Here is a 15,626-nt window from a genome sequence, read left to right as displayed (position 1 = left end):
GGGTCACGGTCCCGCATCCCCTTGCGCTTGGAGAGGAGACCAGGATGCAGACAGCCGAAACGACTTCTCAAGACGATCAGCCCGTTGCCGAAAGGCTGCCCCTGACGCCGCGCGACTATGCGCTGGCCGTGCTGACAGTCGCGGGTCTGGTGCTGGTGGTGAACCAGTTGTTCAACCTGCGCCTGTTCGGGCTGACGCTGCTGGATAACCGATATCTGAATATTCTGGCCTCGCTGTTTCTGGCCTGCGCCTTTCTGACCTTCGACAGTCGCGGTCAGCGGACCACGCGCGCCGCGCCGCTTGACTGGCTTCTGGCGGGCCTGACGCTGGTCACGGGCAGCTATGTCGCCGCGACCGCGATGCAGAACCTCAGCGAGGGGTGGGAATTCGCCGCGCCGCCCTTTGCGCAATGGATGGCCTTTGCCTTTGCGGCGCTGGTGCTGGAAGGGACGCGCCGCGCAGGCGGTCTGGTTCTGGCGATCATCGTGACGCTTCTGGCCTTTTACCCGTCATTCGCAGGCTATGTCCCGGCCCCGTTCTCGGGCTTTCAAAGCACGCTGAGCGAGACCTTTTCCTATCACGTCTATTCGTCTGAAAGCATCTTCGGGATCCCGATGAAGGCCTTTGGCGGGGTGGTGATCGGCTTCATCATCTTTGGCGCGGTTCTACAGCAGACGGGCGGCGGGGTGTTCTTCAACGATCTGGCGCTTGGGCTGGTCGGGCGCTATCGCGGCGGGGCGGCCAAGGTGTCGATCTTTGCCAGCGGTTTCATGGGCTCGATGTCGGGCAGCGTGATTTCCAACGTGCTGACCACGGGCGTCGTCTCGATCCCGGCCATGCGCCGCACCGGATTTTCCGCCAAGACCGCCGCCGCGACCGAGGCCTGCGCCTCGACCGGGGGGGTGCTGATGCCGCCGATCATGGGGGCAACGGCCTTTGTCATGGCCTCATTCCTGTCGGTGCCCTATGCCGATATCGTGCTGGCGGCGGCCATCCCCTCGGCGCTGTTCTATTTTGCGCTGTTCGCCCAGATCGACGCCTATGCGGCGCGGCGCGGGCTAAGAGGGCTGGAACGGTCCGAGGTTCCCCGGCTGGCCGAGACGATGCGCAAGGGATGGCCCTATGTGCTGGTCTTTGGCCTGCTGATTTTCATGATGGTCGTGCTGCGTCAGGAAACCGCCGCGCCCTTTTATTCGGTGGTGCTGTTGCTGATCATCAACCAGTTCATGCCAAGCCATCGCATGACGGCGCGCAAATTCCTGGACGTGATCCTGGGCATCGGCACCGGACTGGCCGAACTGACGGCGGTGATCCTGGGCATCGGCCTGATCGTCGGGGCTTTCTCGGCCACGGGGCTGGCCGGAACGCTGGTCAATGAATTGCTGTTCATCGCGGGCGACAATGTCTTCGTGCTGCTGATCATGGGGGCGCTGACCGCCTTTGTCTTCGGCATGGGGATGACGGCGACGGCCTGCTATATCTTTCTGGCCATCGTGCTGGCCCCGGCGTTAGAGGCCGGGGGGCTGGACCGGATGGCGGTGCATCTGTTCATCCTGTATTGGGGCATGGTTAGCTATATCACGCCGCCGGTTGCATTGGGCGCCTATGCGGCGGCCTCGCTGGCCGGGACCAGCCCGATGCGCGCGGGGTTCGAGGCGATGCGGCTGGGAAGCATCATCTATCTGGTGCCGTTCCTGTTCGTGCTGAACCCGTCGCTGATCGGCAATTCCTCGGCGGGTGAGGTAATGCTGGCGGTGACATGCGCCTTCATGGGGGTCGGGTTGATCAGCATGGGGCTGCAGGGCTTTGTCAGCTTTCTGGGCCCGCTGACCGGGCGGGGCGAATATCTGCTGCGCGTCATGCTGACAGTGGGCGGGTTCTTTATCGCCATGCCCGCCATGCCCTTTGCCGGGGTGGGCTTTGGCACCACTGCCGCGCTTGGCATCCTTCTGGCCGCGCCGCCCCTGTTTCTGGCCTATCGGCGCGGCGACCGGCGGACACAGGGGGCGCGGATATGAGCACCGATCCGACCATCGAAGCCACGACCGCCGATCTGCGCCGGATCCACGATCTGCTGCTGCAGGCAGAGCCGTCGCGCATCGCGCTGTGGGACCATGACGGCACGGCCTATTGCTATGGCGATCTGACCTCGCTGGTGGCGCGGATGGCGGATCGGCTGCGCAGCCATGGCGTGCGCCCGGGCGACCGGGTCATGCTGCTGTCGGAAAACAGCGCCACCTATCTGGCCGCCGTGCTGGCGCTGAGCCAGCTTGACGCCTGGGTTCTGCTGGTCAATGCCCGCCTGACGGAAGCCGAAGTTGCCCGCCTGACCGAGGTTGCCGATATCCGCTGCGTCGTGTTCACGCCCGAGGCCTCGGCAGCCTCGCGCGCCCATGCCGATCGGATGGAGGCGGTGTCGCTGGGGCGCCTGGCTTGCGGCGAATTGCTGGTCTCGCCCTTGCGCGAGGCCAGGGCCGAGCCGGTCGAGCAGGGGCCGGATCAGGTCGCGGCGCTGATCTATACCAGCGGCACGGTGGGCGAGCCGAAAGGCGTGATGCTGACCCATGGCAATCTTCTTTACATGTGCAGGACATCCTCGGGGCTGCGGCGGATCTCGCCCGATGATACGACGCTGGCCGTCCTGCCCGGCACGCATATCTTTGGCCTGACCTCGGTCTTTCTGGCGGCGCTGGCGCGGGGATCGCGACTGATCGTGATGCCACGTTTCGACGCCGATGAGGTGCTGGAGCATCTAGCCAATGATGTGACCATCCTGCCGGCCGTGCCACAGATCTTTGCCGCCCTGCTGAAACGCATGGGGGAACGCGGGATCCATCGGCCCGAGCACAAACTGCGCTATATCTATGCCGGCGGCGCGCCGCTGGATCTGGGCCTGAAACAACGGGTCGAGAGGGCCTTTGGCCTGACGCTGCATAACGGCTATGGCCAGACCGAGGCCTCGCCCGGGATCGCGACCACGCGGATGGAAAGCCCGCGTCAGGATGCCTCGGTCGGGGTGGCAGTGCCAGGGATGGAGGTTCTGATCCACAATCCCGATCAGCATGGCGTCGGCGAATTATGGGCGCGCGGGCCGAATGTGATGAAGGGGTATTACGGCAATCCCGACGCCACGCGCGCCGCACTGACAGAGGACGGCTTTCTGCGCACCGGCGATCTGGCGCGGCAGGATCCCGATGGCGCCCTGCATATCGTCGGCCGCTTGAAAGAGCTGATCGTGCATTCCGGCTTCAACGTCTATCCGCCCGAGATCGAGGCGGTGCTGTCGACCCATCCCGCCGTCACCATGAGCGCGGTGGTCGGCATGGCCCGTGACGGCGATGAGGACGTCATCGCCTTCGTGACCACCCATGGCCCCGTGACCGGGGATGAGTTGCGCGACTGGATGCGCGCGCGCGTGGGCCCCTACAAGCTGCCCGCGCGGATCATCATTGCCGATGCGCTGCCGCAGGCCGCGACCGGAAAAATATTGAAAAGCAAACTGCTGGCCCATTTCGCCGCGCAGTTGGAACAGAAGGAACGGAACTGATGCTTCAAGGCTATATCTATGACGGTTTGCGCAGCCCCTTTGGTCGCCACGCAGGTGCGCTGGCCAGCATCCGGCCCGACGATCTGGCCGCGCGGGTCATCGCCGCCCTGATCCAGCGTTCCGATCTGCCGGTCGACCGGATCGAGGATGTGATCCTGGGCAATGTCTGCCAGTCGGGCGAGGACAGTCGCAATGTCGCGCGGTTTTCGGGGCTTCTGGGCGGTGTCCACGAAGCCGCAGGTGGGCTGACGGTCAACCGGCTGTGCGGTTCGGGCATGGCGGCGGCACTGGATGCCGCACGCTCGGTCACGGTGGGCGAGGCCGATCTGTATCTGGCGGGCGGCACCGAAAGCATGACCCGCGCGCCCTTTGTCGTCGCGAAATCCGCAAGCGCCTGGGCGCGGCAGCCGGAAATGTATGATTCCACCATCGGCACACGCTTCCCCAACAAGCGTTTCGCCAAGGAATTCGGCGATTACACCATGCCGCAGACCGCCGACAATCTGGCCGCCGATTACGAGATCGGTCGGCAGGAATGCGACGAATATGCCTATGCCAGCCAGCAGAAATACGAGGCCGCCCGGGCCGAGGGCTTTTTCACCGACGAAATCCTGCCCATCGAGATCGCGGGGCGCAAGGGCGCGGTGACGGTGGTGGATGCCGACGAACATCCGCGCCCCGGCACCTCGCTGGACAAGATGGCCTCGCTGAAGCCGCTGTTCGAAGGCGGTGTCGTCACCGCCGCCAATGCCTCGGGCGTCAATGACGGGGCGGGCGCGTTGCTGATCGGATCGCGCGATCTGGGGCCCAAGCCCCGCGCGCGGATCGTTTCGGGCGCGATTGCGGGGGTGCCACCGCGCATCATGGGTATCGGTCCGGGCTTTGCCGTGCCCAAGGCGCTGGAGCGCGCGGGCCTGACGATGGCCGATATGGATGTGATCGAAATCAACGAGGCCTTTGCCAGTCAGGTTCTGGCCTGCTGCAAGCAATTGCAGCTTGATCCCGCTGACAGCCGCCTGAACCCGAATGGCGGCGCCATCGCCGTGGGTCACCCTCTGGGCGCGTCGGGCGCGCGGATCCTGCTGACCGCCATGCGCCAGTTGGAGCGGACGGGCGGTCGCTATGCCTGCCTGTCCATGTGCGTGGGCGTGGGGCAGGGCATCGCCATGGTCATCGAACGGGTAGAGTGAGGGCGGAGCATGACGGATGATGTACTGAACATCACGCAGGAAGGGCCGGTGGCCCTGATCGGGCTGAACAACCCCCCGGTCAACGCGCTTGGCGCGGCGCTGCGGCAGGGCCTGTCCGACGCGATCCGCGATCTGGACGCCGACCCCTCGGTCAAGGTGATCGCCCTTTATGGCGAGGGCCGGGCGCTGTCGGCAGGCGCCGATATCCGCGAATTCGGCAAGCCGCCGGTTCCGCCGCGCCTGCCCGATGTGCTGGACCAGATCGAGGGCAGCGACACCCCGGTTGTGGCGGTGATGCATGGCACCACGCTGGGCGGCGGGCTGGAACTGGCGCTGGCGGCCCATGCGCGGGTGGTTCTGCCCGGCGCGCGGCTGGGCCTGCCCGAGGTGACGCTGGGCCTTTTGCCCGGCGCGGGCGGCACGCAGCGGCTGCCTCGTCTGGTGCCGCTGGAAAAGGCGATCGAGATCATCAGCACCGGGCGACAGGTTCCGGCGGATGAGGCGCTGGAACTGGGCCTTGCCGATGACATGGGACAGGGAACCCCGCAAGAGGCCGCACGGGCCGCCGCGCAGGCGGTACTGGATGGCAGCCTGCCGACGCGACCGACGGGCGGAATTTCGGTGACGCTGGACCGGGATGTGCTGGATCAGGCCATCAGCCGGTTGCAGAACCGCCGCCCTGCCTTGCAAGCGCCCATCAAGGCGGTTGAGGCGATCGCGCTGGCCGAAAAGCCGATCTCCGAGGGCTTGCCGGGCGAGAGGGCGGCTTTCATGGACCTGATGGACAGCCCCGACCGACAGGGCCTGATCCATGCCTTCACCGCCGAGCGCGCCGTCCGCCACATCCCCGAATCCGATGCCACGCCGCGCCGGATCGACAGCGCGGGCGTGATCGGTGGTGGCACGATGGGCGTGGGCATCGCCACCGCGCTGATCACGGCAGGCATCCCGGTGACGCTGATCGAAATGTCCGCCGAACAGGCTGACAAGGCGCGGGTCGGCGTGATGAAGAACCTCGACGGCGCGGTCAAGCGCGGCAAGATGGATGCGGCGAAACGCGACGATCTGGCCCGCGGGCTGACTGTCGCAACCGATCTGGCCAGCCTGTCGGATGTGGATCTGGTCATAGAAGCGGTCTTCGAGGATCTGGAGGTCAAGACACAGATCTTTGGCAAGCTGGACGGGATCTGCAAATCCGGCGCGATCCTTGCCACCAATACCTCTTATCTCGACGTGAACAGGATTGCGGCGGCGACATCGCGGCCGCAGGACGTGATCGGGCTGCATTTCTTCTCGCCCGCCCATGTGATGCGGCTGCTGGAGGTGGTCGTGGCCGATCAGACCGCAGCCGATGTGGTGGCCACGGCCTTTGATCTGGCGGGGCGGATGAAAAAGGTCGCGGTGCGGTCCGGGGTCTGCGACGGCTTCATCGGCAATCGCATCCTGGCCCATTACCGCAAGGTCGCGGATTACATGCTGGAAGACGGCGTATCCTATCAGCAGATCGACCGCGCGCTGGAGGATTTCGGCTTTGCCATGGGTCCCTTTGCCGTCGGCGATCTGGCCGGGCTGGATATCGGCTGGGCCACGCGCAAGCGCAAGGCGCCGACGCGCCCTGCGACGGAACGCTATGTCGAAATCGCGGATCGGATTTGCGAGCGGGGCTGGTTCGGGCGCAAGACCGGGCAGGGCTATTACCTCTATGACGATCCCAAGGCCCGTACACCCAATCCCGGGGCTCAGCAGATCGTCGAGGCCGAGCGCCAGCGCGCAGGCGTCACTCCGCGCGATTTCAGCGATGAAGAGATCGTGGCGCGCTATATGACCGCGATGATTTCCGAAGCCGCGCGGGTGGTGGAAGAGGGCATCGCCCTGCGCCCCATCGATGTCGATGCGGTGTTCCTGTTCGGTTACGGCTTCCCGCGTCATCTGGGCGGGCCGCTGAATTACGCCGACCGGATCGGTGCCCGCGATCTGATCCGGCGCATTGAAAACTATTCCACCGAAGACCCGCATTACTGGCAGGTGCCGACCCTGCTGCGCGAACTGGCCGAAAGCGGCCGCAGCTTCGCCGATTTGAACAAGGAGTAAGCCGATGGATCTGGAATTCACCGATGAGGAACGCGCCTTCCGCGACGAGGTGCGCAGCTTCATTCGCGATAACCTGCCCCGCGAACTGGCCGAGAAAGTCAGCGCGGGCAGGGAACTGACCAAGGACGAAATCCTGCACTGGCAGGCGATCCTGCACAAGCGGGGCTGGCTGGCTGCATCCTGGCCCGAAGAATATGGCGGCCCCGGCTGGACCGCCGTGCAACGCCACATCTTTTCGGAAGAATGCGCCATGGCCAGCGCGCCGCGCCTGCTTCCCTTTGGTCTGCATATGCTGGGTCCGGTGCTGCTGAAATTCGGCAGTGAGGAACAGAAGCGGACCTATCTGCCGCGCATTCTGGATGGCAGCGACTGGTGGTGTCAGGGCTATTCCGAACCCGGTGCCGGATCGGATCTGGCCAGTCTCAAGACGCGCGCGGTGCGTGATGGCGATGCCTATGTGGTGAATGGTCAGAAGACCTGGACCACGCTGGGCCAGCATGCCGACAAGATCTTCTGTCTGGTCAGAACCTCGACCGAGGGCAAGCCGCAAGAGGGGATCAGCTTTCTGCTGATCGATCTGGACACGCCCGGGGTCGAGATGCGCCCGATCCGCCTGATCGAAGGCAGGCATGAGGTGAATGAGGTGTTTTTCACCGATGCCCGCGTCCCGGTGGAAAATCTGGTGGGGCAGGAAAATCAGGGCTGGACCATCGCCAAATATCTGCTGACGCATGAGCGCACGAATATCGCGGGCGTGGGCTTTTCCGCCCGCGATCTGGCCCGCTATCGCAAGCTGTCCGAACAGGTGACGCGCGACGGGCGTCCGATTGCCGAAAACCCGGTCTATGCCGCCCGCGCGGCCGAGATCGAGGCCGATCTGGAAGCCATGAGCATCACCAATCTGCGCATGCTGGCCAATGCGCGGGACGGCGCGGCCAGCGGCGTCGAAAGCTCGATGCTGAAGCTGAAGGGCACGCAGGTGCGGCAGGCGATTCAGGACCTTTATCGCTCGGCTCTTGGTCCGCTGGCGGCGCCGATGGCCGATGATCTGTCGGAAAACGAACTGGCCGTCCCGGCCGATGCCGCGCGCGCCGCGCCGGTCTATTTCAACAATCGCAAGCTGTCGATCTATGGCGGCTCGAACGAAATTCAGCGCAACATCGTTGCCAAAGAACTGTTCCGGGGGTGAGGCCATGGATTTCAACCTGTCCGAAGACCATCAGATGCTGGCCGATACATTGCGCCGCTATCTGTCCGACAATTACCTGATCGAGACCCGCAACAGCGATGCCTACGCCGCGCCCTACCATTCAGAAAAGACCTGGGCCGGGCTGGCCGAACTGGGGGTCATCGGGGCCTTTCTGCCGGAAGAGCAGGGCGGCTTTGGCGGCGGCGCCGAGGATGTCTCGGTCATCTTCGAGGAACTGGGACGGGGGCTGTGCGCCGAGCCGGTTCTGGGCGCATTGCTGGGCCTGCGGCTGTTGGCAGATAATGGGCGCGAGGATCTGGTCGCGGCGGTGATCGGCGGCGAAAAACGCGTGGCGCTGGCCGTCTACGAACCCAATGTCGCCTGCGATCTGACCCATATCGAGGCCAAGGCCCGGCGCGATGGTGACGGCTGGCGGCTGTCGGGGCGCAAATCCGCGATCTATGGCGGGCCGGGTGCCGATCATTTGCTGGTTGTGGCGCGCACGGATCAGGGTCTGGGTCTGTTTCTGGTCGAAACGCCCGATCTGATCGCCGCATCGATGGTCGATGGCGGCGGGATCGCCGATCTGGTCATGGACGATCTGCCCGCCGAATGCCTGTCGCCCGATTGCGCCGCGCAGATCGAGGACGCGCTGGATCTGGGCCGGATCGCACTTTGCGCCGAAGCGGTCGGCGCCATGGCCCGGATCATCGACATGACGGTCGACTACCTGAAACAGCGCATGCAGTTCGGTCGCCCTCTGGCCAGTTTTCAGGCCCTGCAACATCGCATCGTCGATATGCTGGTCGAGCTGGAGCAGGCCCGCTCGATCACCATCCGCGCGGTGGCCGATTTCGGGTCGGCGGATCAGGCGCGCAGCACCTCGATGGCCAAGAACCTGATTGGGCGCGCGGCAACCCATGTCGCCGAAGAGGCGGTGCAGATGCATGGCGGCATCGGCATGACCTGGGAATATCCCGGATCGCATTATGCCAAGCGGCTGGTGATGATCGACCACCAGCTTGGCGACCGCAACGATCATGTGTTGCGCATGATCGCTGCGAAACGGGTGGCGGCGTAATGGACCGGCCCGAAGGCCGTGGCGAGGCCTTGCTGCCCATCGATATGTCCGGCGCGCGCGAATTGGTGGGCTATCGGTCCTCGCTGGACGGCGGCGGTTCCTGTTCGCTGGAGATCGGGCCCCAGCATCTGAACCGGCTGGGCCTGCTGCATGGCGGCTTTGTCTCGATGCTGCTGGACAATGGCTGCGGGGTCGCGATCCGCAATGCCATCGGCAATACCGATGCGGGGGCGGTGACGGTCTCGCTGTCGGTGAATTTCATTGCCGGGGCCGGATCGGGGCGCGTCACCGCGACAGGCCGCGTCACCGGCGGCGGCAAAAGCCTGAAATTCGCCGAGGCCGAATTGCGTGACGAGACCGGCCGCCTGCTGGCGACCGGCAGCGCGACATTCCGGATCATCCAGAAACGCTGACGCCCAAAGGTCGGGGCAATCGCCCCGGCTTTCATGCGGAAAGCCGGGGGCCTTTGTCAGATATGCAGCGCGTGGCCCAGCCCGCGCAGCGCGGCCTCTTGCAGACCTTCCGACTGGGTCGGATGCGCATGGATCGTGGCGGCGATATCTTCCAGCGTCGCGCCCATTTCGACTGCCAGCGAAAAGGCCGCCGACAGTTCCGAGACGCCCGCGCCGACCGCCTGAATGCCCAGCACGGCATGATCCGCTTCGCGCCAGACCACGCGGACAAAGCCGTCCTCACGCTCGGTCGTCATGGCGCGGCCATTGGCCTGGAACGGAAATTCCGAGCTTTTGGTACCATCGCCACCGGGTGCCGCGCCGCAGGTGACGATTTCGGGATCGGTGAAGCAGACCGCAGGAATGGCGATCTTGTCCCAGCTGACATTGCGGCCCGCGATATGTTCGGCCACCATCTCGCCCTGGGCCATGGCGCGGTGGGCCAGCATCGGCTCGCCCGTCACATCGCCAATCGCATAGACGCCGCGCATCGAGGTCTGGCAGGTGCCGTTGATCTTGATGAAGGGGCCGTTCATGGTCAGGGCCAATTCCTCAAGCCGGATCCCCGCAGTGCGCGGACGGCGACCGACGGTGACCAGCACCTTGTCGGCGGGAATTTCGCCCGCATCGGTCTGCAGGGCGCCATCGGCATAACCCTGTGCCTTGACGCCCGTCTTGACCTCGATCCCCAGCGCTTTCAGCCGCGCCATGACCGGTTTGGTCAGCGCCGCGTCATATTGTGGCAGGATGCGGCTTTCGGCCTCGACCACGGTGACCTGGCTGCCCAGCTTGGCAAAGGCGGTGCCGATTTCCAGCCCGATATAGCCGCCACCGACCACGGCCAGCCGCTCTGGCACCTGGGTCAGCGACAGCGCCTCGGTCGAGGAGATGATCGCGCCGCCAAAGGGCAGGAAGGGCAGTTCCACCGGGGCAGAGCCCGAGGCGATGACGATGTGTTCCGCCCGGATGCGCCGCACCTCATCGCCATCGGTGACCTTCACGGTCTTGCCGTCGATGAATTCGGCATGGCCCCTGACGAAGCGGCTGCCCGCCTTTTTCAGCAGCCCGGTGACACCGCTGTTCAGCCGGCCGACAATGCCATCCTTCCAGGCGACGGTCTGGGCCAGGTCGATGCTGGGCCGCGCGACCGTGATGCCCAGCGGACCTTCCGGCGCATGGGCGATCTTGTGGAATTCATCGGCGGCGTGGATCAGCGCCTTGGACGGGATGCAGCCCACGTTCAGACAGGTGCCGCCGGGCGGTTGCGCATCGACGACCACGGTATCGACGCCCAGCTGGCCCGCGCGGATGCCGCAGACATAGCCGCCCGGACCCGCCCCGATCACCAGTAGCTTGCAGCTTAGATCAGTCATGTCAGCCCTCGACGAACAGCATTGCCGGAGTTTCCAGCAGGGTTTTCAGTTTCTGCACGAACACCGCCGCATCCCAGCCGTCGATCACGCGATGATCAAAGGAACAGGACAGGTTCATCATCTTGCGCGGCTGGAATTGCTGGCCGTCCCAGACCGGCCGCACCGCCATCTTGTTGACGCCGACAATCGCCACCTCGGGGTAGTTGATGATCGGTGTCGTGGCGATGGCGCCCAGGGGACCAAGCGAGGTGATGGTGATCGTCCCGCCCGCCAGCGCATCGCGCGAGATCGAGCCTTCGCGCGCCGCCTCGGCCAGGGCCGCGACCTGTTCGGCATTGTCCCACAGGCTGCCCGATTCCGCGTGATGGACCACCGGCACGTTCAGCCCCGCCGGGGTCTGGGTCGCGATGCCGATATGGACGCCGCCGTAACGCTGGATCACCCCGGCCTCATCGTCATAGCGCGCATTCAGATCGGGCTGTTCGCGCACAGCCTCGACAATGGCGCGCATCAGGAAGGGCAGGATCGTCAGCTTGGGGCGCTGATCCTTGTATTTCTTGTTCAGTGCCGCCCGCAATTCCTCAAGCGAAGAGACATCGACCTCTTCCACGATGGTGATATGCGGGATATGCGATTTCGACAGTGCCATCTTCTCGGCGATCTTGCGGCGCATGCCGACGACGCGGATTTCTTCGATCCCGGTATTCTTGCCGCGCGTCACGCCGCCCTGCTGGATCCCGCCCGAGGCGATGAAGCTGTCCAGATCTTCATGGCTGATCCGGCCCGAGGGGCCTGTGCCCGGAACATGGCGCAGGTCGATGCCTTCTTCCCGGGCGCGGGCGCGCACCGATGGGGCGGCCAGCGGGCGGGTGCCCTTGGCGCGTTCGACCGGTGCGGATTTGGCGCGGGCTGCGGGCTTCTCGGCCGGCTTCGGCGCTGGCTTTGCTGCGGGTTTCTCCGCCGCTGCGAGCTTGTCGTCCGGTGCAGCTTTCTCCTCGGCCGGTTTCGGCGGCGCGGCAGTGGCGCTTTCATTGCCCTCGCCCTCGACCTCCAGCTTGATCAGGGTGCCGCCGACCGCGATCATGTCGCCGATCTCGCCGCCCAGTTCCAGAACCGTGCCGCTGACAGAGCTGGGCACCTCGATGGCGGCTTTATCCGTCATCACGGCGGCCAGCACGTCATCTTCCTGCACCACATCGCCGGGTTTGACATGCCATTCCGTCAGTTCGGCCTCGGCCACGCCTTCGCCGATATCCGGCAGGCGGATCGAATAGACACCCATCTCAGCCCTCCATCACAGTTTTCAATGCGGCGCCGACGCGGACCGGGCCGGGGAAGTAATCCCATTCCTGCGCGTGCGGATAGGGGGTATCCCATCCCGCCACGCGGATGATCGGCGCTTCCAGACTGTAAAAGCAGTTTTCCTGCACCAGCGCCGACAGTTCCGCCCCGAAGCCCGAGGTCTTGGTCGCCTCATGCACGATCACGCAGCGGCCGGTTTTCTCGACCGAGGTCGTGATCGCGTCCAGATCAATGGGCAGCAGGGTGCGCAGATCGATGATTTCAGCGTCGATGCCGGTTTCCTCGGCGGCGGCTTCGGCCACATATACCATGGTGCCATAGGCCAGCACCGTGACATCCTTGCCTTCGCGCGTCACCCGCGCCTTGCCCAGCGGAACGATCTCATTGCCTTCCGGCACGTCGCCCAGTGGGTGCTTCTTCCAACTGGTGACGGGACGGTCGTGATGGCCGTCGAAGGGGCCGTTATAAAGCCGCTTGGGTTCCAGAAAGATCACCGGATCCGGGTCGGCGATGGCCGCCAGAAGCAGGCCCTTGGCGTCGCGCGGGTTCGAGGGCACCACCGTTTTCAACCCCGAGGAATGGGTGAAAAACGCTTCGGGCGACTGGCTGTGCGTCTGGCCGCCGAAAATGCCGCCGCCCGTTGGCATTCGGATCACGATGGGGCAGGTGAAATCCCCGGCCGAGCGGTGGCGCAGGCGCGCGGCTTCGGACACGATCTGGTCCATGCCGGGATAGACGTAATCGGCGAACTGGATCTCGATCACCGGGCGCAGGCCATAGGCGGCCATGCCGATGGCGGTGCCGACGATCCCGGCCTCGTTGATCGGCGCGTCAAAGCAGCGCGATTTGCCGTATTTCTTCTGCAGCCCGGCGGTGACGCGAAAAACGCCGCCGAAATAGCCGACATCCTCGCCATAGACGACGACGCGGTCGTCATTGGCCATGGCGACGTCATGGGCGTCGCGCAGGGCCTCGATCATGGTCATATGCGCCATCTCAGTACCCCGCCTCTTGCCGCTGCCGCACCAGATGCGGGGGCATGGTTTCAAACACGCCTTCGAACATGTCGCGGGCCGAGGGCGCGGTGCCCTGACCCAGGGTGCCATTCGCCTCGGCCGCCTTCTGGGCGGCGACGACCTCATCCTTGATCTGGGCTTCGGCCTGAACGTGGCGTTCCTCGGACCAGGCGCCGATATTGATCAGATGCTGCTTCAGCCGCTCGATGGGATCGCCAAGGGGCCAGGCCGCGCTTTCATCGACGGCGCGATAGGCCGAGGGGTCGTCGCTGGTCGAATGGCCGCCCGCGCGATAGGTGACATATTCGATCAGGGTCGGGCCATGACCGCGCCGCGCGCGCTCTGCCGCCCATTTGGCCACCGCATGCACGGCCAGATAATCATTGCCATCCACCCGGACCGAGGCGATGCCAAAGCCATGGCCGCGCGCCGCAAAGGTGCCGACGCCGCCGCGTGCGATGCCCTGAAAGGTCGAGATGGCCCATTGATTGTTGACGATATTCAGGATCACCGGCGCCTTGTAGGTCGAGGCAAACACCATCGCGGCGTGGAAATCGCTTTCGGCGGTCGAACCATCGCCGATCCAGCCCGCCGCGATCCGCGTATCGCCCGCGATGGCCGACCCCATGGCCCAGCCAACCGCCTGCACGAATTGCGTGCCCAGATTGCCCGAGATGCTGAAGAACCCATGCTCTTTCGAGGAATACATGATCGGCAATTGCCGCCCGTGCAGGGGATCCTTCTCATTCGAATAGATCTGGTTCATCATCGTCTGCATCGGGTAATCCCGCGCGATCAGCAGGCCGGCCTGACGATAGGTCGGGAAATTCATGTCGCCCGGATCCAGCGCCATGGCAAAGGCGCAGCTGACGGCCTCTTCCCCCAGATGCTGCATATAGAAGCTGGTCTTGCCCTGACGCTGCGCAGTCAGCATCCGCGCGTCAAAGGCGCGCAGCAGCATCATGTGGCGCAACCCCTGCAGCAATTCCTCCCGCGACAGGCCCTCGGCCCAGGGACCGACGGCCTGGCCATCCTTGTTCAGGACGCGGATGATGGAAAAGGCCATATCGCGGATATTGTCGGGATCGACATCGACCGGAGGCCGGGTGACGGCCCCCGCACGCGGGATGACGAAATCCGAAAAATCCGGGGTGTCGCCGGGACGACAGCCCGGTTCGGGCACATGCAGCGATAGCGGGGGAATATCCGTCATGCGACGCTCCTTTTGGCGGTGGCCAGAATGTCCTTGACCATGTCAGAGGCAATCTCGGTCGTGGTGCGGTTTTCGGCTTCGGCGCGGGTCAGCATCGCGCCGATCCGCTCGGCAATGCCGGACAGGCGGCCGCGGCGATAGCCGGGACCGGCCTTGTGGATCTCGCCCGCGACGCTGATGATGCCGCCGGCATTGACCACGTAGTCGGGCAGATAGCGGATGCCGCGATCGCGCAGCAGCCCCGCGATGCCGGGATGGGCCAACTGATTATTGGCCGCGCCGCAGACCAGCTTGGCGCTGAGCAGGGGCACGGTGTCATCATTCAGCACGGCACCCATGGCACAGGGCGCAAAGATATCCATCTGCGTCGCAAAGACCTGATCGGGCGCGATGACCGTGGCGTCCAGATCGCGGGCGGCGCGATCGGTCGACTCCTTGTTGATATCGGTGACGATCAGGGTCGCGCCCGCCGCGTGCAGTTTTTCGGCCAGCGACATGCCGACATGGCCCAGACCCTGCACCAGCACCCGCCGCCCGGTCAGATCGTCGCTGCCAAAGACATGTTTCGCGCCGACGCGCATGCATTGGAACACGCCCTCGGCGGTGAAGGGCGAGGGATCGCCGCTGCCATATTGGCCGCCCTCAAGCCCGACGGCATAGGGCGTCTCGGCCGCGACCTGCGCCATGTCTGCGGGCGAGATGCCGACATCCTCGGCGGTGTAATAGCGTCCTTCCAGCGCCTGAACCGCCTGCCCGAAGGCGCGGAACAGGGCGGGGTTCTTGTCGCGGCGGGCATCGCCCAGAATGACGGATTTGCCGCCGCCAAGGCCCAGATCGGCCATTGCGTTCTTGTAGGTCATGCCCTCGGCCAGGCGCTGCACGTCGCGGCGCGCCGCGTCCCAATCCGGATAGTCCCACATCCGGCAGCCACCCGCCGCCGGTCCAAGCGCTGTCGAGTGAATGCAGATCAGCGCGCGCAGGCCGGAATCGGCATCTTCGGCGCGCACCAGTCGTTCAAAACCTTCGGGCGGGGTTTCTTCGGTGAGGGTCAAGGTCATCCTGCAAATTCCACATGTCTGGGTTTCCTTAAGCGTATATCTTTGACCGTGGTGGAAACAGGGGGATGAGGGCTGGATTTGGCAGATAGTTTGGTGATATTCACTCAGCTTATG

The 15,626-nt window shown here is 64.9% G+C and carries 12 protein-coding genes; 7 read left to right on the top strand and 5 right to left on the bottom strand.

Going from position 1 to position 15,626, the window contains the following annotated elements; genetic code table 11:
• Window positions 1-44: 44 nt before the first annotated feature.
• The 7 genes from JHX87_RS06600 to JHX87_RS06570 are packed head-to-tail and all read left to right on the top strand — an operon-like array spanning window position 45 to window position 9,511.
• Window positions 45-2,018, top strand: a complete 1,974-nt coding sequence (locus JHX87_RS06600) for a TRAP transporter permease (RefSeq protein ID WP_271883363.1) — start codon at window positions 45-47, stop codon at window positions 2,016-2,018.
• Window positions 2,015-3,547, top strand: a complete 1,533-nt coding sequence (locus tag JHX87_RS06595; protein WP_271883362.1) for a class I adenylate-forming enzyme family protein — start codon at window positions 2,015-2,017, stop codon at window positions 3,545-3,547. The genes JHX87_RS06600 and JHX87_RS06595 overlap by 4 nt, the downstream gene beginning before the upstream one ends.
• Window positions 3,547-4,737, top strand: a complete 1,191-nt coding sequence (locus JHX87_RS06590) for an acetyl-CoA C-acyltransferase (protein ID WP_271883361.1) — start codon at window positions 3,547-3,549, stop codon at window positions 4,735-4,737. The genes JHX87_RS06595 and JHX87_RS06590 overlap by 1 nt, the downstream gene beginning before the upstream one ends.
• A gap of 9 nt (window positions 4,738-4,746) precedes the next feature.
• Complete coding sequence (locus JHX87_RS06585; protein WP_271883360.1) at window positions 4,747-6,828, top strand: 3-hydroxyacyl-CoA dehydrogenase NAD-binding domain-containing protein; 2,082 nt, start codon at window positions 4,747-4,749, stop codon at window positions 6,826-6,828.
• Window positions 6,829-6,832: 4 nt separating this feature from the next.
• The gene (locus JHX87_RS06580) at window positions 6,833-8,017 is read left to right on the top strand and encodes an acyl-CoA dehydrogenase family protein (protein ID WP_271883359.1); all 1,185 of its coding nucleotides are present in this window, start codon (window positions 6,833-6,835) and stop codon (window positions 8,015-8,017) included.
• 4 nt (window positions 8,018-8,021) lie between these two features.
• Window positions 8,022-9,098 (top strand): acyl-CoA dehydrogenase family protein, encoded by a 1,077-nt coding sequence (locus JHX87_RS06575; RefSeq protein WP_271883358.1) that lies wholly within the window; start codon window positions 8,022-8,024, stop codon window positions 9,096-9,098.
• Window positions 9,098-9,511 (top strand): PaaI family thioesterase, encoded by a 414-nt coding sequence (locus tag JHX87_RS06570; RefSeq protein WP_271883357.1) that lies wholly within the window; start codon window positions 9,098-9,100, stop codon window positions 9,509-9,511. The genes JHX87_RS06575 and JHX87_RS06570 overlap by 1 nt, the downstream gene beginning before the upstream one ends.
• Window positions 9,512-9,567: 56 nt before the next feature.
• Here JHX87_RS06570 and lpdA read toward each other — a convergent pair whose 3' ends face one another.
• From lpdA to JHX87_RS06545, 5 genes are read right to left on the bottom strand one after another with little or no spacing between them, the layout of a single operon-like run.
• Entirely contained in the window at window positions 9,568-10,923 is a 1,356-nt protein-coding gene (lpdA, locus tag JHX87_RS06565; protein WP_271883356.1) for a dihydrolipoyl dehydrogenase, read from the bottom strand.
• A gap of 1 nt (window position 10,924) precedes the next feature.
• Window positions 10,925-12,205 carry a dihydrolipoamide acetyltransferase family protein gene (locus JHX87_RS06560; RefSeq protein ID WP_271883355.1) on the bottom strand — a complete coding sequence of 427 codons (1,281 nt, stop codon included), beginning with the start codon at window positions 12,203-12,205 and terminating at the stop codon, window positions 10,925-10,927.
• Between the two features lies 1 nt (window position 12,206).
• Window positions 12,207-13,220, bottom strand: coding sequence for an alpha-ketoacid dehydrogenase subunit beta (locus tag JHX87_RS06555; protein WP_271883354.1), 1,014 nt, complete (start codon window positions 13,218-13,220; stop codon window positions 12,207-12,209).
• A gap of 1 nt (window position 13,221) precedes the next feature.
• Complete coding sequence (locus tag JHX87_RS06550) at window positions 13,222-14,454, bottom strand: 3-methyl-2-oxobutanoate dehydrogenase (2-methylpropanoyl-transferring) subunit alpha (protein WP_271883353.1); 1,233 nt, start codon at window positions 14,452-14,454, stop codon at window positions 13,222-13,224.
• Window positions 14,451-15,512 (bottom strand): Leu/Phe/Val dehydrogenase, encoded by a 1,062-nt coding sequence (locus JHX87_RS06545; protein WP_271883352.1) that lies wholly within the window; start codon window positions 15,510-15,512, stop codon window positions 14,451-14,453. Before JHX87_RS06545 ends, JHX87_RS06550 begins: the two co-directional genes overlap by 4 nt.
• Window positions 15,513-15,626: the final 114 nt, after the last annotated feature.

The sequence above is a fragment of the Paracoccus fistulariae genome, from assembly GCF_028553785.1.
In the GTDB taxonomy this organism is placed as follows: Bacteria; Pseudomonadota; Alphaproteobacteria; order Rhodobacterales; family Rhodobacteraceae; genus Paracoccus; species Paracoccus fistulariae.
Note: the sequence above shows the minus strand (reverse complement) of the source record. Positions and strands in the feature narration are given on the sequence as shown.